A 19,613-nucleotide genomic window follows, 5' to 3' on the forward strand; every position below is an offset into this window, starting at 1 on the left:
AAGGGGACAAGGCAAAGTTCCTCGCATCCGAAGGGAGGCGGAGGAAAACCGATCTGCTAATATCCGTCGACGGGCGAATCGTATCCGATGGCCTTATTTCAGCGGAGACGGCATGGTCGCGACATTGCGGCATGAGGACAGCGTGACACAGCGGAGCCTCCCGTCGCGGGAAGAGTTCGATGCGCAGTATCTCATGGATGAGCACCGACTTCTCGGTGCCTTGATCGAGCGCGCATTCTTTACCGAGGACGAACGCCGGCGCACCGCCGATATTGCCCGGCGTCTGGTCTATACGGCGCGTGCGGACAAGGCTCGGCACGCCGGCGTAGACGCCTTCATGCATGAGTATGGGCTGGCGACGGATGAAGGCATCATCCTGATGTGCCTCGCCGAGGCGCTGTTGCGCATTCCCGATGCGGAGACGGCGAATGCGTTCATCGCCGACAAGATTTCCGGCGGCGCCTGGGACAAACATCGCGGCCACTCGGACAGTCTCTTCGTCAACGCATCGACCTGGGGATTGATGCTCACCGGCCGCATCATGCGGCTCAAGGAAGCCAAAGGCACCAATCCGCTGCAGGCGATGAAGCGGCTGGTGGCGCGCTCCGGCGAGGGCACCATTCGGCTTGCGGTCCGTCATGCCGTCAAGCTGCTCGGCGAGCAGTTCGTTCTGGGCTCGACCATTGAATCGGCGCTTTCCCGCGCCCGGGCATTCGAGGAAAAGGGCTATCGCTTTTCCTACGACATGCTGGGCGAGACCGCGCGGTCCGAACAGGATGCCGAGCGCTATTTTCAGCGCTATGTGGCGGCGATCGACGCGGTCGGAAATGCTGCCGGGCCGTTTACGACGCAACATGCAGCGGCGATCTTCGCGCGGCCTTCGATCTCGGTGAAGCTGTCGGCGCTGCATCCGCGTTTCGAGCCCGGAAAAGAACGCCGGCTTCGGGCGGAGCTTGCACCGCGGCTGTTGACGCTTGCACGCGCGGCGAGGGCTCGGGGGCTCGGACTCACGATCGACGCGGAAGAGCAGGATCGGCTGGATATCACGGCGGAGCTGTTCGGCGAGACATTCGTCAATCCGCAGCTCGAGGGATGGAACGGGCTGGGCATCGCCGTGCAGGCCTATGGCAAACGGGCCATTCCGATGCTGCGCTGGCTCAGGCGCTTGAGCGAAAAAACGGGAAAACGCATTCCAGTGCGGCTCGTCAAAGGCGCCTATTGGGACAGCGAGATCAAATGGGCGCAGGAGCGGGGACTGGAGGACTATCCGGTCTTTTCGCGCAAACTCAACACTGATGTTTCGTATCTCGCGGCGATGCGGCTTTTGATCTCCGATCCGGTCGCATTCTATCCGCAGTTCGCGACGCATAACGCGCACACCATCGCGGCGGCGTCGGTTACGGGCGGCGCAGTGGAGTTCGAATACCAGCGCCTGCATGGCATGGGCGAAGCGCTTTACGATCAGGTCGTCGGCGAGGGCAAGTTCGGCCGTGCGTGCCGTGTCTATGCGCCGGTCGGCGGCCACGAAGATTTGCTCGGCTATCTCGTGCGGCGCCTTCTCGAAAATGGCGCCAACACGTCGTTCGTCAACCGGCTTGGCGACGAAGAGACGCCGATTTCCGAGATTATTGCTGATCCCGTCGAGATCGCGGATCGCGAATTCAGCTCGGGCGAGCGGCCGAAGCTGATCGTCCGTCCGCGCGACATCTTTCTGCCGGAACGGAAGAACAGTGCGGGATTGGCGCTCACCGAAATGAGCGTGCGCGAGGATCTGCAAGGCGACATCGCCAAGGTCTTGAAGACGCCGTTCGCGGCGGGGCCCATCGTCAACGGCGTTGCGACGGTTGGCGGCGATGTCGCGGGCATCGTTGCGTCACCCCACGACCATCGCGATCGCATTGGCACCGTCCGCCTCGCCACGCCCCAGCACCTGGAAGACGCGATCTCGTCGGCGACGACGACGGCTCCCGCTTGGGAGAAAACGGATGCGGCCGAGCGCGCTCGCATTCTCGAAGTTGCGGCCGATCTTTTCGAGCGCGATCGCGCGGGGCTGATGGCGGCTCTCATCCGGGAGGCCGGGAAAACGCTTGAGGCGGCACAGGCGGAAGTGCGGGAGGCCGTCGATTATCTTCGCTATTACGCGGTCGAGGCGCGCCGGCTGTTCGCAAATCCCGCCCTGCTCCGCGGACCAACGGGAGAAGAAAATCTTCTATCGCTGCGAGGGCGCGGCGTTTTCGGCTGCATTTCGCCTTGGAATTTCCCGGTCGCGATTTTTGTCGGGCAAGTTGCGGCCGCCATCGCGGCCGGCAACGCGGTCGTCGCGAAGCCCGCCGAGCAAACTCCGATCTCAGGTTTTCTCGTGATCAAGCTGCTGCACGAAGCGGGCGTTCCGCGGGGAGCGCTGCATCTCGTGACGGGCGGCGGCAAGCTCGGCGAAGCGCTGGTCAAGGATGTTCGCGTTCAAGGCATCGCCTTTACCGGCTCGAACGAAACGGCGTGGGCCATTCAACGGGCGCTCGCCGATCGCAGGTCGTCCATCGTGCCGTTCATCGCCGAGACCGGCGGCATCAATGCCATGATCGCCGATTCCTCGGCTCTGCCCGAGCAGGTCGTGCGCGATGCCGTTCGATCGGCGTTCGACAGTGCTGGTCAGCGTTGCTCCGCCGCGCGCATCCTGTTCGTGCAGGACGACAACGCGCCGCGCATACGTTCAATGCTGGCGGGGGCGATCGAAGCGCTCGATATTGGCGATCCGTTCGACTACGGGACAGATATCGGGCCAGTGATCGACGAGGCTGCGCAGGACAATCTCGAAAGCCATAAGGTTTTGATGCAGCGCGAGGGGCGCGAGATCATCGATCTGGCGATGCCGGAAGCCTGCCGAGCGGGAACCTACGTGACGCCGGCGCTTTACGAGATCGATCGGATGGATCGGCTCGACCATGAGGTGTTCGGGCCGATTCTGCACATGGTGCGTTATGAACGCGGTCATCTCGACAAGGTGATCGCGGCGCTCAACGCCACCGGCTACGGGTTGACGCTTGGCCTGCACAGCCGCATCGAAAGCGTCGCCGATTACGTCGCCGAGAATGCGCATGTCGGCAATCTCTACGTCAACCGTAATCAGATCGGGGCGGTTGTCGGCGTGCAGCCATTCGGCGGCGAGGGACTATCCGGCACGGGTCCCAAGGCCGGGGGTCCCAACTATTTGGCACGCTTCGCGACCGAGCGGACATGCTCGACCGACATCACGGCGACTGGTGGCAATTACACGCTGCTTGGTGGGAGAGGCTAGCGGTCACGATTGCAATTCCGGCGGCGAAACGCTGGGATCGAGCTGCATCACTCATAGACCGCGTAAAACTTCCGGGCAGGCTCGACGATTTCCCAGGTTCCGGTGAATCCGGCGGGCGTGACGAAAGCATCCCCGGCGCGAAAGGTTGCTTCGCTTCCGTCGTCGCCGCGGACGACGATGACGCCTTCGAGGATATGACAGAACTCGGATTCGGTGAAAACGACGCGCCAGGTTCCAGGGTCACCGCTCCAGATACCCGAATTGAACCGGCCGTCGGCAGACTGGAACAGGTTCTGAGCGGATTGGACGGGGTCTCCGGCGACAATTCGATCTTCGGCCGGACGAAAAGTTTCTCCGGGCGGGAGGACGCCCTGGAAAAGGACGAGCCGGGGGAATGCTGTGGTCGCTGTCACGGATGTGCCTTGCATTGCGAGCGGGTTCGCAATGCTAAGATCTCGCCGGGTGGTTGGACAAGCGGTCGCTATTCGCCGGCCATGACGAAGCAGTCGACGGACTGACGGCGGAGCGCGTTGCACGTCGTCGCCGCGCGATTGGCATCCAAACCAGTGAAGCGGGCGCGGAAGATCTGATGGCCGTCCTTCATCGCGGGATTTGTGACGGTCGACACACCGGCGAGCAGCCGGCCTGCACGGTCCTGCACACTTGAAAGGGCGCGCTGGGCATCATCGATCGAGCCATAGGCGCCGATCTGGACGGCATAACGTCCGCTTGCGGTACGCGTAGCGCTTGCGCGGGGCTCGTAGCTTGCGGGTTCGACGGAGCCAAGGGCGCGGGCTTGGGCGCCTAGCGTGGATGGCGGCATTCCACGGATGACGGGGGGCTCGTGAAGGGTGGCGCTGGCGACCTTCTGCTGAGTCGGACGCATGCGCTTGGCTTCCTTCGGACGCGGCGGCGGAGGTTCGGCAGCAGCGACCGGCGGCAGACTATTCCTCGGCGCCGATAGATTTACGGGCGCGAATTGACGGAGTGGCGCCGGTTCAGGGTCGCGTGGCTCCGGGCTCGCCGTCGAAGCTGTCCGTACGGAAGCCGGCGGGGTCTCTTTGATTGGCGGGACCGACTGTTCCGGCGTCTGATCGACGTCTTCGGTGTCGGTCGTTTCGTCGGGAGACGGAGGCGCGGGACGGGGCTTGGCCACGATCGGAACGGCGCGGACCTTGAAGACCTGGACCGGGGTTTCGGTCGGTTCCATTGCCGGGGCTGCCTGTTGCGGCGCGGGTTCGCTTGCTTCGGCGACCTTCACGGCAGGCATGCGCTTTGCGGGCCGCTGGGCGATGCGGGGTTCGGCTTTCAATCGGGCGAGGAGCAATGGCTTGCGCGTCTTGACCGGGGATGCGCGTGTCACGGTTCGTGTCAGCAGCGTACGCATTTCGGCGTTTCGTTCGCCCGCCGTGTCGCCGCCGAAGACGACGCCGATCAGATGGCGATTGCCGCGGCGCCACGACGTCACGAGATTGAAGCCGGATGCGCGCGTATAGCCGGTCTTGATGCCATCGACGCCGGCGAAGGAATTCAGCATCGTGTTGTGGTTGCGGTACGACTTGCCGCCGTAAGCGAACACCCGTGTCGAAAAGACGGGGTAATACTGGGGAAAATCATCCTGAAGGTGCAGCGCCAGGGTCGCCATGTCGCGGGCGGTGGTGATCTGGTCGTCGTTTGGCAGGCCGGAAGCGTTTTCGTAATGCGTTGTGGACATGCCAAGGTCGCGGGCGCGGGCGTTCATCAGACGCGTGAAATTGGCTTCCGTCCCGCCGATGCGTTCGGCGAGAGCGATGGCGATATCGTTAGCGGATTTGGTGACGATGGCTTTGATGGCGTCGTCCACCGAGATCTGGTCGCCAGGATCGAGATCGAGCTTCGAGGGCGCGGCGTTGGCGGCGTGCTCGGAGATCGTCAGCTTATCGGACATTCTCAGACGGCCGGACTGAAGGGTCTCGAACGTCAGGTAGAGTGTCATCATTTTCGTGAGAGAGGCGGGGTGACGCGGTTCGTCGCCCTCGGAGTTGTGGAGAACAGCTCCCGAATTGGCATCGAGAATCAGCGCAGCGTAGCGCTTGCCACGGGCGTTGGCGCTCGTCAGGGCTAGTCCGAAGACGATCAGTAATGCCGATGCGTACGCAAACGCTCGTCGCAACACGACGCTCTTTCCCTCTGAGCCGCCCCGCAGCGGTTGAATTTTGATGCCTGTTCGTGAGTTGGCCGGACGGCATCCCACGAGCGCCCCCGCCCGTCGATACAGGGAGAGCATTGTTTTTAGGCACCTTTTGGGCGTCAAAGAGGCTTTGGCGCTTTCCGATGCCGTTCTGACTTTAGCGGCGGGAAGACTTCGTTAGCGTTAAGCAGTACGGTAAAATTTCCCTTTTGAATCGTCCCTTTATTGCACGCTAAGGTCGGGGGACCGGTTGTGCCGACGAGGTCGGGAAAAGGTGGAAAGTTGTGGGGTGAAGGAGCGGCTTTGGTGCGCTCATACGAATTGTGGCCAGGCTTGGGTTTGCCACTGCTCAAAGAGCGCAGCCGCCGACCGGATGTTGCAATTGGCATCTGCGAAAGCGTCTGATGCGTCACTCCGCTCGTTCTACTTTTTGTTCGCGGGGGTGCCTATATTACGTGCTTGAAGGAAACGGGTGTTTCGCTTGAACATTTGGAATGAACGACAGGTGCTCCGAGAAGGGGCGCATTTGGTGGGTGAGCGTCACTTTTCTGCCTCCAACAATACCGCGTCGCGGGATAACGTTTGGGGATCGGATGGATTCGGGTTTCGCCCGAGGCTCGCGATGACGAAGGTGAAAGATTATTCGCCGGTGAATGCTGCGCGTATGGCAGCTAACGAACCGCCCGATGGCCCGCGCCGCGACGATGGCGACGGCGAGTCAAAGACGGGTATTGTCACAAAGACCCGTCCAAAAACAAAGAAGCCCAACCTATATAAAGTTCTTCTGTTGAATGACGACTTCACGCCGATGGAGTTTGTCGTGCTCGTGCTGCAACGTTTCTTCAACAAGGGACAGGAAGACGCGACCCGCATCATGCTTCACGTCCACCACAAAGGCGTCGGGATTTGCGGCGTCTATACGTACGAGGTTGCTGAAACCAAGGTGACCCAGGTCATGGATTTTTCCCGGCAGCATGGCCACCCACTTCAATGCACCATGGAGAAAGAGTAGGACTCGATTGACATCGCTCTCCAAAAATCTCGAAGCCTCGCTGCACAGGGCGGTGCAGTACGCCAATGTCCGCCATCACGAATTCGCAACGCTCGAGCATTTGCTTCTGGCGCTGGTCGATGATCGGGATGCGGCGGCGGTGATGCGTGCCTGCTCGGTCGATCTGGAGCAGCTCAGAGCCCGTCTGATCGAGTACCTCGATACGGAATTGAAGCCGATCGTATCGAAATCGGCGCGCGATGCGCACCCGACGAACTCGTTCCAGCGGGTCGTTCAGCGGGCGATCGTGCATGTTCAGACGTCGGGCCGCGAAGAGGTTACCGGAGCCAACGTTCTGGTCGGGATTTTCTCGGAACGCGAGAGCCACGCCGCCTATTTCCTGCAAGAACAGGAAATGACGCGGTTCGATGCGGTCCAGTACATCGCACATGGCATTGCGAAGCGGCCGGGCATGTTCGAGCCGCGCACTGTTCGCGGGGTTGACGACGAGGTGAACAATACCGAGAGCGAAGAGAAAAAGCCCGGCGATGCGCTCAACACCTATTGCGTCAATCTCAACAAAAAGGCGCGCGACGGCAAGATCGATCCGCTGATCGGCCGTGAGCAGGAGGTGATGCGCACGGTGCAGGTGCTCTGCCGCCGGCAGAAGAACAATCCTCTGTTCGTCGGCGATCCGGGCGTCGGCAAGACGGCGATCGCGGAAGGCTTGGCGCGCAAGATCGTTCAGGGGCAGGTCCCGGATGTGCTGAAGGGCGCCACGATCTTCGCGCTCGATATGGGCGCGCTGCTCGCGGGCACGCGCTATCGCGGCGATTTCGAGGAACGGCTGAAGGCCGTGATGAAAGAGGTCGAGGCGTTTCCGGGCGCCGTGCTCTTCATCGACGAGATCCACACCGTCATCGGTGCTGGTGCGACGTCGGGCGGAGCGATGGATGCTTCGAACCTGTTGAAGCCGGCGCTGCAATCGGGGGCGCTGCGCTGCATCGGCTCGACGACCTACAAGGAATATCGTCAGCACTTCGAGAAAGACCGGGCGCTCGTTCGCCGGTTCCAGAAAATCGACGTGAAGGAGCCGACCGTCGAGGATGCGATCGAGATCTTGAAAGGTCTGAAGTCGGTCTTCGAGGACTATCACAAGATCAAGTACACGAACGAAGCCATCAAGGCGGCGGTCGAGCTTTCCGCGCGGTACATCCACGACCGGAAGCTTCCCGACAAGGCGATCGACGTGATTGACGAGACTGGCGCATCGCAGATGCTGGTGCCGGAAAGCAAGCGGAAGAAGAAGATCACCACCAAGGAGATCGAAGCGACCGTTGCGACGATGGCGCGCATTCCGCCAAAGACCGTGACGAAGAGCGACGCCGAGATCATCGCCCATATCGGACGCGATCTGAAGCGGCTCGTGTTCGGCCAGGACAAGGCGATCGAGGCTCTTTCGAGCGCGATTAAGCTGGCGCGTGCCGGCTTGCGCGAGCCCGAAAAGCCGATCGGTTGCTACCTGTTCTCGGGTCCGACGGGTGTCGGCAAAACAGAAGTTGCCAAGCAGCTCGCCAACCTGATGGGCGTCGAACTGCTGCGCTTCGACATGTCGGAATACATGGAGAAGCACACGGTTTCGCGCTTGATCGGCGCGCCTCCGGGTTATGTCGGCTTCGATCAGGGCGGTCTACTGACCGATGGCGTCGATCAGCATCCGCACTGCGTGCTGCTGCTTGACGAGATCGAGAAGGCGCATCCGGACCTGTTCAACATCCTGTTGCAGGTGATGGATCACGGCAAGCTCACCGATCACAACGGCAAGTCGGTCGATTTCCGCAACGTCGTGCTGATCATGACGACGAACGCGGGCGCCTCCGACATGGCGAAGCCGCCGATGGGCTTCAACCGGGCAAAGCGTGAGGGCGAGGATACGGAAGCCGTGTCGAAGCTCTTCACGCCGGAGTTCCGCAACCGTCTCGACGCGATCGTGCCGTTTGCCGGTCTGTCGCCGGAGATTATCGCGCAGGTCGTCGAGAAGTTCATCTTCCAGCTCGAAGCGCAGCTCGCAGATCGCGGCGTTTCGATCGAGCTTTCGGATGAAGCGACGCGTTGGCTGGCGGAGAAGGGCTACGACGAGAAGTTCGGTGCGCGGCCGCTGGGGCGCGTCATCCAGGAGTACATCAAGAAGCCGCTGGCCGAAGAGCTGCTGTTCGGCAAGCTCGAGAATGGCGGTACGGTGAAGGTGCTCGTTGCGGGCAAGGGCCCGGACCGGACGCTGACGTTCGATTTCCTGCCTCTCGATCCTTCCAAGAAGGTGAAGACGCCGGAAGACGAAGAGACCGACGACGACCTCCCGCAGCCGGTTCTTGCCGATGCGACGCCGAAAAAGGCGCTGCCTGGGCCGAAGGACAAGGGCGACAAGCCCAACGGCTCCGGTGCGGTGCCAAGCGTGCCGCGGAAGAAAAAGGAAGAGTAGGCCGCGTTCCTTTGCATCAGAGATATGAAACGCCGGGATCGTGGGTCCCGGCGTTTTTCGTTGCGAATGTCGATCTGGCGGGGGCGCTACGCCAACGCTGCCTTTAGCTTTTCCGCGTTGGCCGCGAGTACGGCGGAATCTTCCATCTTGCGGGCGTGCGTTTGCAGCGGCTGGCCCTCGTAGCGCGGAATGATGTGGAAGTGCAGGTGAAAGACGGTCTGGCCACCAGCCGGCTCGTTGAATTGCGCAATGCTGATGCCATCTGCGTTGAACGCCGACTTGGCGGCGACGGCGACTTTCTGGACCAAAGGAATGACTTTCGCCAACACGGCCGGATCGGCATCGAGGAGGTTCCGGGAAGCGGCTTTCGGCACGACGAGTGTGTGGCCCGGGCTCTGAGGCATCACGTCCATGAAGACGATGGCGTCGGCATTTTCATAGACCTTGTGGGAAGGGATTTCGCCGCGCAGGATTTTCGCGAAGATGTTGGAACTGTCGTACGACATGGGGCTCGCTCTGGCGGGTTCGTGCGAAACCCCGGCCGGGTTCCGCTTCAGGCCTCGTCTTTGCGATAGGGGGCCATTTCGGTCAAGTCGGCATTCATCTGGGCGATGGCCTCGCGTTCTTGCGTCAGGAATCGTTCGACGGCGCGCCGCAGCGACGGATCGGCAATCCAATGAGCGGAATAGGTTTCGACCGGCAGATAGCCGCGCGCGAGCTTGTGTTCGCCCTGGGCGCCGGCTTCGACGCGAGGCAGCTCGTTGGCAATGGCGTAATCGATAGCCTGATAGTAGCAAAGTTCGAAATGCAGCGCCGGGTGGTGCTCGATCGCGCCCCAGTAGCGGCCGAAGAGACAGTCTCCGCCAATGAGATTGAGTGCGCCGGCAACGTAGCGTCCTTCGCGCTTGGCGAGGACGAGGAGGCAGCGGTCAGGCATTGTTTCGCCGAGCAGCGAGAAGAACGTGCGGTTGAGATAGGGCCGTCCCCACTTGCGGCTGCCGGTGTCCATGTAGAATTTGAACATGGCGTCCCAGTGCGCTTCGGTGATGTCGCGGCCCGATAGCTGTTCAATCTCGATGCCGGGTGCGAGGGCGGTTTGGCGTTCTTTCCTCACGGCCTTTCGCTTGCGAGACGCGAGGCTGGCGAGAAAATCGTCGAACGTTGCGTACCCGTCGTTCTGCCAGTGGAACTGCTGGCCGACGCGGATCAGGAAGCCCAAGTCCCTGAGGCGTTCGGCGACGGCGGACTCCAGGAATGTCACGTGCGCGGACGATAGCCCGCCCTGGCGCACGACCTCGGCGATGGCGGTGGCAAGAAGCTGTTCGCTGGCGGCCGCGCCCTCGCCCGGCTTGACGAGCAATCGGGGGCCGGGCACGGGCGTGAACGGTACGGCGATCTGGAGTTTCGGGTAATAGTGGCCGCCCGCGCGTTCGTAGGCGTCGGCCCAACCATGATCGAAGACGTATTCGCCCTGGCTGTGTGATTTGATGTAAGCGGGCGCCGCGGCGGCAATGCTTCCGGCATCGTCGTTGACGACCAGGTGGCGCGGCAACCAGCCAGTATTGCGGCCGACGGTGCGCGCATCTTCGAGCGCCTTCAGAAATGCGTGGCTGACGAAAGGGTTGAACTTCGCAGGATCAGGGTTCGCGCAAGCATCCCACTGCGCAGCGTCGAGCGTCGCGATCGAGGGGACGAGATTGACGGCGGTATCTGAAGAAATCGACATTGATGGCGTTGTCGCGTGCGTCTGTTCTCTATGCAACGCCTTGATATAGGATCGAAGCGCCGGCAAGGCAGACATGCGGAATAAGCCTGATGTCGCAGAGCCTGCTCTAAGGCCGGAAGCCTTCGAAAATCATGGCATCGGCCCAGGTCTCGGCAATCTTGCGTTGTTTCGGCGTTCTGACGGTCCACGTGAAGACCGGCAGCCCGTTGGAGCGACGGACATATTCGGTGACGGGAGTGGGCAGTGCGTCGACCTCGTAGGCGTAGAAATCGGGCGCTGCTTGTCCGGATTCGAGCAAATCGCGCAGGGCTTCGGCGCGCGCCTTGCCGATTTTGCGCGGCCACCATCCGGGGCCAGCGTAACTACCGGAAACAATACCGCGGAGGACTTCGGGCGCTGCCACTCTAATTGCAGCCATGACGGCCGGATCGAACGACATCAGCGCAATCGGGCCGGGGTAATCGGTTACGAGCGAGGCGATATTGGCGATAAACGCTCTGTTCGGCGGTTGCCATTCGCTCTTAATCTCGACGAGCAACGGCACGCGGCCCGCGACGAGGTCGAGGAGCGCGGCAAGTGTCAAAATTGGTGTATCGCTGTCGCGATAGCGGAGCGTTTTGAGATCGCTTTCCTTGAGATCGGACGCCGATCCCTTTCTACCGATGAGCCTTTGCAGAGTTTCGTCATGAAATACGATCGGCACGCCGCGCTTGATCGGCCGGATGTCGCATTCAATGCCGTAGCCGCCTGCAATGGCGGCATCAAAGGCGGGGCCTGTGTTTTCGATAATGCCGCCCCTGGGGTCATGCAGCCCACGGTGGGCAATCGGCCGAAAGAATTGCTCGTGTCCTGCCATCGACTTCAGCGAACCTTGAAAATCGCATCGATTTCGACGCAGGCGTTCAGCGGCAAGCTCATCACTCCGACTGCAGAACGCGTATGGCGGCCGGCGTCGCCGAGAACGGCCACGAGCAAATCGGAGGCGCCGTTGATGACCTTCGGCTGGTCGGTGAAATCGGCAGCGGACGCGACAAAGCCGGTCAGCCTCAGAACCTGTACAACACGGTTCAAATCGCCGAGTGCGGCTTTTGCTTGGGCGAGCAGGTTGAGGGCGCAATGACGGGCGGCGGCCTGCCCCTCTTCAATGGAAACACCTTTACCAAGCGTACCCGTCAGCACTTGTCCGCTCGCGTCCTTGGCGATCTGACCGGAGATGAAAAGTTGATCGCCGTTGAGCAGGAAAGGCACGTAATTGGCGACGGGTTGCGGGGCATCAGGCAGTTTCAGCCCCAGCTCGGATAATCGCTGATCGATAGAGGTCATTGAAGATTACTCGATGTTTAGGTTGTTCCGGCGCTTTTGGCCCCCGGGGCGCCTCTTTGCAATGCTATATCTGGCAACTAGACTGCAGTTGCTATAAACTTTTCTGACCGGAGAGTGAGCCAAGTCCGATGATCCCGCGTCGTTGCTGCGTGTCCGTAGCATTTTTGAGCCTTGCGGCTGTTGCTGTGGAGTGCAAACCAGCAGCGGCTTCCGATCTCGTGACTTTCGCGCCGCATCGGGCCGTCTACGATCTGTCGCTTGGCGATGCGACGGCGGGATCGGGCGTTACCGGGATTGCCGGGCGGATGGTGTATGAGCTCAAAGGTTCGCCCTGCGACGGCTATACGCAAAATATGCGTTTCGTCACGGTGATGTCGAACCAGGATGGCGCCGAGACAGTCAGCGATCTCAGAAACTCGAGCTGGGAAGAGGCCGACGCCAAGAAGCTCAGATTTTCGTCGATGCAATATCAAAACGATGAACTGGCGGATTCGAGCCAAGGCGATGCGCTGCGCACGAAGGGTGCGACGCCGGTCGTCGGTGTCGATCTGGTCAAACCGGCCAAGAAAAGTCTGTCGCTGCCGACCGATATCTATTTCCCGATGCAGCACGCCTCGACGCTGGTGCAGGCGGCCAAGAGCGGCGTCAAGATGTTCACTGCCAATCTTTATGACGGATCGGAGAAGGGCGAGAAATATTATCTGACCAATACGATCATCGGCAAAAAGTTCGAAACGTCATCGCAGGCACCGATCGGTACGTTCAAGGGCGCTGACCGTCTGGCGCAGATCGAATCCTGGCCGATGACGATCAGCTATTTCGACGCCGGAAAGGATCACGAAGACCAGACGCCGGCCTATGAACTGTCGTTTCGCTATTTCGAAAACGGCGTGACGAGCGACCTCAAGATCGACTACGGTGAGTTCTCGATCAAAGGCGAACTCAAGGAATTGACGTTCCTACCCGCGGAAACTTGCCCGGCTGCAGGCAGCTCGCGGTAATCTCTCTCAATCGTATTGTGTGCCCGAGAGGAGCTGGTGAGCCGGCGCGATCGACGCTGGGTCTAGCCCGGCGTCCTGGCAGAACGTCAGCAACAGACCTTCATCGGAGAGAAGATATTCGAGGGTCGCAATCTGCAACTCGCGCGATGAGCCTGTATTTCTGAGTTCGTCGGGTGTCGTTCCCGTCAGCGACAGGAAGCGCGAAATCTGCTTGGGATCGGCCACTAAAAAAGCCAGCACCTGCAACGCAAGGGCCTCGGCTCGTTCCTCGGTAAGTCTCGGAGATTTCGATCGAAACATGCCTGCGACCTGATCATCTGGGGACATTAACTGTTGGTTACCGCTTTCGAGAGCAAAGTCGAGCGCCGTTCAATCGAGAATCGGTGCACAACGGCCGCGATGGAGAGTGGGCGGTTGCTATGACGTACCAAGAAACGAGAGCGAACGTCGAGCGTCGCGGACCCGAGCCTCGGCTTGGCGGGCAATCGGTACTGATCGTCGAAGACAACGAGCTCAATATGAAGCTCTTCAACGATCTGCTCGTCGCTTACGGCTATAAAACGATCCAGACGCGGAACGGCTTCGAGGCGCTCGAACTGGCGCGCAAGCACCGTCCCGATCTCATTCTCATGGATATTCAGCTGCCTGAAGTATCCGGTCTTGAAGTGACGCGGTGGCTGAAGGACGACGACACTCTCTGTCAAATTCCGATCATTGCGGTCACGGCGTTCGCGATGAAAGGCGATGAAGAGAGAATTCGTTCGGGCGGTTGCGAAGCGTATATTTCCAAGCCGATTTCGGTTTCCTCGTTCCTGGAAACGGTACGCAAATTCATCGGATCTTCCAGGCCATAGGCGCCTTACCGAATTTTGACCCATGACCGCCCGCGTTCTTGTCGTTGACGATATTCTGGCCAATGTGAAGCTTCTCGAAGCGAGGCTGCAGGCCGAATATTTCGAAGTGCTCACCGCACACAACGGACAGGAGGCGCTCGACATTCTCGAACGCGAAAGCGTCGATGTCGTCCTCCTCGACGTGATGATGCCGGGCATGGACGGCTTTGAAACGTGCCGGCGCATCAAGGGCAGCCACCTGACGCACCACATTCCCGTCGTCATGGTGACAGCGCTCGACCAGCCTGCCGACAAGGTGCTGGGCCTTGAAAGCGGCGCCGACGATTTTCTGACCAAGCCCGTCGATGACATCGCGCTTGTGACGCGCGTGAAAAATCTTGCCCGCCTGAAGATGCTGAACGACGAAATGATCATGCGGGCGTCGACCGGCAAGACAATGGGAATTCCCGACGACGGCTCGCTGGCGCGCGTTCTCTCGGCGCGATCAGGGCGCGTGCTGCTGGTTGACGATCCTCCGCGTTCCGCGGCCCGACTGCTCGAAGTTCTGTCGCGCAGCAACGATGCCTATAGCGAGTCTGATGCCCAGACCGCGCTGGTGCGGCTGGCAGAGGGCAATTTCGACCTTCTGATCGTCTCGCTCTCTCTGCAAAGCTCGGACGGATTGCGGCTGTGCTCGCAAGTGCGTTCCCTCGAGCGCACGCGGCACTTGCCGGTGATCATGCTGGTCGAGCCGGGCGACGAGGCGCGGCTGCTTCGCGGCCTCGACATGGGCGTGAATGATTATTTGATGCGGCCGATCGATCGCCATGAGCTGCTCGCGCGCGTCAAGACGCAGATCAAGCGGAAGCGACATTCGGATTTTCTCCGGCACCGTCTTGCCGAGAGCGTTGAGATGTCGATTACGGATTCCCTCACCGGCCTCCATAATCGCCGTTATATGGAAGGGCACATGCGAACGCTTGTGTCGGAGGCTGAGCGCACCGGGCGCAGCTTGTCGATGCTGGTTGCCGACATCGATCACTTCAAGAACGTCAATGATACTTACGGCCACGATGCCGGAGATGCGGTGCTGAAGGAATTCTCCGTGCGCCTCAAACGAAACACGCGGGGCATAGATCTCGCGTGCCGGTTCGGCGGAGAAGAGTTCGTTATCATCATGCCGGACACTGACCTCGCGCATGCTTATCAAGTCGGGGAACGTCTGCGGGCGTGCGTGGCATCCGACGAATTCGTGATCGGGGACGGGCAGAATATTCGCGTTACGGCAAGCGTCGGCATCGCGACGCTCGAAATGCAGAACGATACGCCAGAAATGATGTTTAAGCGGGCAGACAGCGCCCTTTACATTGCGAAACGGCGCGGACGAAACCGCGTCGTGTCCGATGCGGCTTGAATGCTTCTTTAGGCCAAATGCCGTTGCCTTGATGCCAAATGCTCAATGCGGCCGGAACGTCTCGAATGAGAATTCGAGAAAATTTCTAGTATTTTCTGATGCTTAAAGAAGCGGCCTAACTCGGCGCTGCCGATCGATTCGTATCTGAAACGCAACAGTAAAGCAGTTGTTGCTTTCCGCATCGTTATCTGGCACCAATCTACCCGCTAAAAGTGGGGATAAACAGGAATTCGTGCGAATTCAACGCTAGCTTTGCGGGTCCTCTGCTGTGCGCTAGCGAATATGAGATCCCGCGCTATCGGGCCCGCCGCATAGCCTGGTAGAGTGGGTATGATCGAGCCAAGCGACCACACGAGTGGCCTCCTCGAACGGTTGCAGAGGGTCGATCGCGAAGCTGGGTGGGGAACAACGCCCTCTTTGAACCTCGCCCGGTCGTGGCCAGGGTCGCGAAGCTGCCTCGGAACGATTTACCCCGCTGCCGAGTTTGCTTTAAGCCCTGGCCACATCAATCTGGCCAGTGCTCTTCCTTAATAAAATGTTGCTTGCGGCCTAGGCCGCGATCTGTCGAATTCAGCCAAAACGGCTGAGCGCAGGCAGCTTACTTAATCTTCGTTTCCTTGAATTCCACGTGCTTGCGCGCAACGGGATCGTATTTCTTGAAAACAAGCTTTTCCGTCGCGGTACGCGGATTCTTCTTCGTAACGTAGAAGAAGCCTGTTCCGGCAGACGACAACAATTTGATTTTCTGAGTGACTGGCTTCGCCATGAGATCGTGGCCTTAAGTGAAAAAATGCCAAGGGACCTTGGCCAAGGAGCGCGCAACATACGCGCCAACTTCGCCATGTCAAGGCGTCGGGGGTGCGACTTTACACGATATCAGGTCGCGGCGGAAGGCCGAGCCGTCTGAATAATAAAACGGCAGTGTTTCCGCGGTGTCGTGGGTGATGTTCGCCGCACGAAGGATCGAGGCGACATCGTCGAGCACAAGCCGCGTGATGTTGGGCAGATCGAGCGCACCGGCCTCCGCGAGTGTAAACCATCCCAGATCGAGAAGTTCGCCATCGGTTGTGGAATGGTCGGCAGAAATGGCTTCGGCATCGACCATGAAGAACCATGTGTCGTAACGGCGGACACGGCCTGGAGGCGTGATCGCTCGTGCCAGAGGGAAGAGCCGAGCCGGTGCGGGCATCTGGCCGGAGACCGCGAATGTTCGCCAGGTGGGGCTGGGATCGGGCAGCGGACCGGCTGTCCCGATCGTCAGTCCGGTTTCTTCGAAGAGTTCGCGGATCCCGGCGAGCGCAAACGGCTTGATCTCGCGGGCGAGATCTCCCGGTGAAAACAGGCCGCCGAAGACGTCGGCAAAGCGGCGGTCTTCATCTTCTACGCGGCCGCCAGGGAACACCCATTTGTTCGGCAGGAACACCTGGTCGGAATGGCGGCGCCCCATCAACAGTTTTGGTTCCGGTCCGGCGCTGTCGATAACCAGCAGGCAGGCAGCGTCGCGGATCAAAGTTTCGGCAGCCGAATTTCCGGTTTGGACTTTGGACATGTCGCCGCCACGCTAATGGAGACTTGTCTCAGCCGGCGGCAACTCTTCAGGCTCGTCCATGCTCGGATCGCCAAAGCCGTGCATCCGAAGTGCCCATTGATAGCCGATCAACGCGCCCTTGACGCGCGGCAACAGCCACAAGCTCAAGATCACGAGCGTCGGCATCCAGATAGACAACTGCACCCAGGTCGGCGGGGAAAAAAGACGTTCGCAAATGAGAATGCCGCCGACGATGACGTGAGCGGTGATCGTCATCACGAAATAGGGCGGCGCGTCGTCGGCGCGCTGATGAAAAAGCTCGGTGCTGCAATCGGAGCAGACGTCGTTGACCTTGAGGTATTTTCCATACATGCGGCCAGTGCCGCAGCACGGACAACGCTCCTGCCAGCCGCGACGCATCGCCTGCCAAGTGTCGCGATCCGAGCCGTCATCGGTCGCGATCGATTTTTCCGCTGTTTGCATCATGGTTCGGTGATGGGACGTCTGTTTCGCAAGGTCAAGACAAACGGTTCTTCCTGCGTCGTTTGCACCGCGATTTAGCGCCTGCCGCCACGGAATTTGCCGAACTTTCTTTTGCCGCCCGTATTGCGTCGCAATACAGCCTTTGCGCCGAAGCTCGAACGGGACGGTTCGGTCAGCATTTCGAACCGGAGCGCTCCGGCCGATGGAATGGCTTCAAGAAGACGGACCTCGACGGTATCGCCCAGACGATAGCCTTCGCCCGAGCGGGCGCCGATCAGCGCATGAGCCGCTTCGACGTGATGATAATAGTCGTTTCCGAGGCTCGAGATCGGGATGTAGCCGTCGGCGCCGGTATCTTTCAGGCGAACGAAAAGGCCGGAGCGGGTTACGCCTGCAATGCGGGCCGTGAACGTCGCGCCGATCCGGTCGGCGAGATGGGCTGCGATCAAGCGATCCGTCGTTTCGCGCTCCGCCGACATCGCACGCCGCTCGGTGTCGGAAATGGCTTTCGCGATCGTTCCAAGCCGGGGGATTTCCTCATCCGAGAGGCCGTCGGCGCCGAGGCCCAAGGCACGGATCAGAGCGCGATGCACGATCAGATCGGCATAACGCCGGATCGGCGACGTGAAATGCGCATAGCGCACGAGGTTCAGACCGAAGTGGCCGATGTTCTTCGGATTGTATTCGGCCTGCGACTGGGAACGTAAAATCACTTCGTTGATAAGATCGGGAACGGGCAGATCCTTTGCCTGCTCGAGAACGCGATTGAATGCCTCGGGCTTCAGCGCGCCTGCGTGCGGGATTTTCATGTCGAGCGTTTCGAGAAAGTCGCGCAGGCCTTTGAGCTTTTCGGGGCTTGGCGCGTCGTGAACGCGGTAGACGAGAGGCAAGCGTTTTTCTTCCAGCGTCTCGGCTGCGGCGACGTTTGCCTGGATCATGAATTCTTCGATGAGGCGATGGGCCTCAAGCCGCTCGGGTGTCACAACCCGCGCAACCTTGCCATGCGCATCGAGAACGATCCTGCGTTCCGGGAGGTCGAGGTCGAGAGGACCGCGTTTATCGCGCGCCTTTGCGACGGCACGGTAAGCTGCCCACAATGGCTGAAGCGCGCGTTCCATCAGCGGTTCGCACTTCGCTGACGGTTTGCCGTCGATGGCGGCCTGCGCCTCCTGATACGAGAGTTTCGCCGCCGACTTCATTATGGCGCGGATGAACGTGTGCCTGCGCTTTTCGCCGTGCTTGTCGAAGATCATGCGGACGCAGAGGCAGGGTCGTTCCTCAAGCTCGCGCAGCGAGCACAGATCGTTCGAGATCTTCTCAGGCAGCATCGGCACGACGCGATCGGGGAAGTAGACCGAGTTGCCCCTGAGTTGCGCTTCGCGGTCGAGCTTGGAACCGGGGCGGATGTAATGCGCAACGTCGGCTATGGCGACGGTCACTATGAAGCCGCCTGAATTCTTGGGGTCGGAATCGGCTTCGGCGTGAACCGCATCGTCGTGGTCGCGCGCATCGATCGGATCAATGGTCAGAAGCGGAATGTTTCTGAGATCGGTGCGGCCTTCCATCGAGGGTGGCGGCAGCGTTTCGCATTCCTTCAGGACGGATTCGGGGAAGTCCTCGGGAATGCCGTGGGCGTGAATGGCTATGAGCGAGATCTGGCGCTGGTCGTCGGGATTGCCGAGGCTTTCGACGATCTCGGCGCGGGGCGTCGCGAAACGTCCGCGGCGATTGAGCTGGAAGCGGACGAGATCGCCATCGGCGGCGTCACCTGCGTCGTCGGGCAGGATCTGCCAGCTTTTGAGCTCCTTGCGGTCGATCGGCTCGATTGTGCCGCCGCCACGCTTCGAGGCGCGATAAATGCCGAGCAGGCGGCGCTTCTCGCGCGGCAGCTTCTTGACCGGCGTCGCTTCATACGATGCGAGTCCACTGCCGCGCGGCAATTTTTGCAGGCGCGCGAGAATATGGTCGCCAATGCCGATCTCGGCGTCGCGTCCATCGCGAGCGGCAACGATGCGCACGACCGGCCGCTTGCCGTCGGATTCTTCCCATTGCAGAGGCTTGGCGATGAGATCGCCGTCGTCGTCGCGTCCAGTGATTTCGAGGGTGGTGACGGGCGGCAGCTTGCCCTTTTCGCGCAAGTGCTTCTTGTCGCCGGCGAGCGAGCCTTCTTCCGCCATTTCGGCCAGCAGGCGTTTCAGCGCGATCTTGGCGCCTCCAGAGACGCCGAAAGCGCGCGCGATCTCACGCTTGCCGGCTTTGCCGGGCGAGGAATTGAGGAAATCGAGGATTTGCTCCTTCGTCGGCAGACCGCCGTTGGCGGGGGCTCGCGTTGCAGGCGATTTGCGGGCCACCTTGGCGCCTCGTTGTTTT

The 19,613-nt window shown here is 60.5% G+C and carries 17 protein-coding genes; 6 read left to right on the forward strand and 11 right to left on the reverse strand.

From position 1 onward, the window contains the following. Positions 1-112: 112 nt before the first annotated feature. On the forward strand, positions 113-3,295 hold the full coding sequence (gene putA / locus QM780_RS02175; protein ID WP_415068844.1) for a bifunctional proline dehydrogenase/L-glutamate gamma-semialdehyde dehydrogenase PutA: 3,183 nt from the start codon (positions 113-115) through the stop codon (positions 3,293-3,295). 47 nt (positions 3,296-3,342) lie between these two features. Here putA and QM780_RS02180 read toward each other — a convergent pair whose 3' ends face one another. Together QM780_RS02180 and QM780_RS02185 are read right to left on the reverse strand one after the other, a co-directional pair. Further along, positions 3,343-3,708: a cupin domain-containing protein gene (locus tag QM780_RS02180; RefSeq protein WP_415068845.1), complete on the reverse strand. Its 366-nt coding sequence runs from the start codon at positions 3,706-3,708 to the stop codon at positions 3,343-3,345. A 68-nt stretch (positions 3,709-3,776) separates the two neighbouring features. After that, positions 3,777-5,450 carry a serine hydrolase gene (locus QM780_RS02185; RefSeq protein ID WP_415068846.1) on the reverse strand — a complete coding sequence of 558 codons (1,674 nt, stop codon included), beginning with the start codon at positions 5,448-5,450 and terminating at the stop codon, positions 3,777-3,779. A gap of 679 nt (positions 5,451-6,129) precedes the next feature. Between QM780_RS02185 and clpS the strand changes: the two genes are divergently transcribed. Both clpS and clpA read left to right on the forward strand, forming a co-directional pair. Further along, the gene (gene clpS / locus QM780_RS02190) at positions 6,130-6,477 is read left to right on the forward strand and encodes an ATP-dependent Clp protease adapter ClpS (protein WP_372641756.1); all 348 of its coding nucleotides are present in this window, start codon (positions 6,130-6,132) and stop codon (positions 6,475-6,477) included. 7 nt (positions 6,478-6,484) lie between these two features. Further along, positions 6,485-8,935: an ATP-dependent Clp protease ATP-binding subunit ClpA gene (gene clpA / locus QM780_RS02195; RefSeq protein WP_415068847.1), complete on the forward strand. Its 2,451-nt coding sequence runs from the start codon at positions 6,485-6,487 to the stop codon at positions 8,933-8,935. 86 nt (positions 8,936-9,021) lie between these two features. Here the strand turns inward: clpA and QM780_RS02200 are convergent, their stop codons facing one another. From QM780_RS02200 to QM780_RS02215, 4 genes are all read right to left on the reverse strand, one after another. Next, positions 9,022-9,441, reverse strand: coding sequence for an HIT family protein (locus tag QM780_RS02200; protein ID WP_415068848.1), 420 nt, complete (start codon positions 9,439-9,441; stop codon positions 9,022-9,024). Positions 9,442-9,488: 47 nt separating this feature from the next. Next, positions 9,489-10,661 (reverse strand): GNAT family N-acetyltransferase, encoded by a 1,173-nt coding sequence (locus QM780_RS02205; RefSeq protein ID WP_415068849.1) that lies wholly within the window; start codon positions 10,659-10,661, stop codon positions 9,489-9,491. 106 nt (positions 10,662-10,767) lie between these two features. Continuing rightward, entirely contained in the window at positions 10,768-11,517 is a 750-nt protein-coding gene (locus tag QM780_RS02210) for a glycerophosphodiester phosphodiesterase family protein (protein WP_415068850.1), read from the reverse strand. Positions 11,518-11,522: 5 nt separating this feature from the next. Next, complete coding sequence (locus QM780_RS02215) at positions 11,523-11,984, reverse strand: RidA family protein (RefSeq protein WP_415068851.1); 462 nt, start codon at positions 11,982-11,984, stop codon at positions 11,523-11,525. A 149-nt stretch (positions 11,985-12,133) separates the two neighbouring features. Between QM780_RS02215 and QM780_RS02220 the strand changes: the two genes are divergently transcribed. Further along, entirely contained in the window at positions 12,134-12,985 is an 852-nt protein-coding gene (locus QM780_RS02220) for a cell envelope integrity EipB family protein (RefSeq protein WP_415068852.1), read from the forward strand. A 6-nt stretch (positions 12,986-12,991) separates the two neighbouring features. Here QM780_RS02220 and QM780_RS02225 read toward each other — a convergent pair whose 3' ends face one another. Then, positions 12,992-13,312 carry a DUF3572 domain-containing protein gene (locus QM780_RS02225; protein ID WP_415068853.1) on the reverse strand — a complete coding sequence of 107 codons (321 nt, stop codon included), beginning with the start codon at positions 13,310-13,312 and terminating at the stop codon, positions 12,992-12,994. A 92-nt stretch (positions 13,313-13,404) separates the two neighbouring features. Here QM780_RS02225 and QM780_RS02230 point away from each other — a divergent pair, with 92 nt between their 5' ends. Both QM780_RS02230 and QM780_RS02235 read left to right on the forward strand, forming a co-directional pair. Beyond that, complete coding sequence (locus QM780_RS02230; RefSeq protein ID WP_415068854.1) at positions 13,405-13,839, forward strand: response regulator; 435 nt, start codon at positions 13,405-13,407, stop codon at positions 13,837-13,839. 22 nt (positions 13,840-13,861) lie between these two features. Then, complete coding sequence (locus tag QM780_RS02235; RefSeq protein ID WP_415068855.1) at positions 13,862-15,232, forward strand: PleD family two-component system response regulator; 1,371 nt, start codon at positions 13,862-13,864, stop codon at positions 15,230-15,232. 598 nt (positions 15,233-15,830) lie between these two features. Here QM780_RS02235 and rpmG read toward each other — a convergent pair. From rpmG to rnr, 4 genes are all read right to left on the reverse strand, one after another. Then, a complete protein-coding gene (rpmG, locus tag QM780_RS02240) occupies positions 15,831-15,998 on the reverse strand; it encodes a 50S ribosomal protein L33 (RefSeq protein ID WP_013946760.1) in 168 nt (55 codons plus the stop codon). A 78-nt stretch (positions 15,999-16,076) separates the two neighbouring features. After that, a complete protein-coding gene (locus tag QM780_RS02245; RefSeq protein WP_415068856.1) occupies positions 16,077-16,781 on the reverse strand; it encodes an NUDIX hydrolase in 705 nt (234 codons plus the stop codon). A 12-nt stretch (positions 16,782-16,793) separates the two neighbouring features. After that, on the reverse strand, positions 16,794-17,246 hold the full coding sequence (locus tag QM780_RS02250; protein WP_415068857.1) for a DUF983 domain-containing protein: 453 nt from the start codon (positions 17,244-17,246) through the stop codon (positions 16,794-16,796). A 71-nt stretch (positions 17,247-17,317) separates the two neighbouring features. Next, positions 17,318-19,594 (reverse strand): ribonuclease R, encoded by a 2,277-nt coding sequence (gene rnr / locus QM780_RS02255; protein WP_415068858.1) that lies wholly within the window; start codon positions 19,592-19,594, stop codon positions 17,318-17,320. Positions 19,595-19,613: the final 19 nt, after the last annotated feature.

The sequence above is a fragment of the Hyphomicrobium sp. genome, assembly GCF_047600905.1.
Lineage (GTDB): Bacteria > Pseudomonadota > Alphaproteobacteria > Rhizobiales > Hyphomicrobiaceae > Hyphomicrobium_B.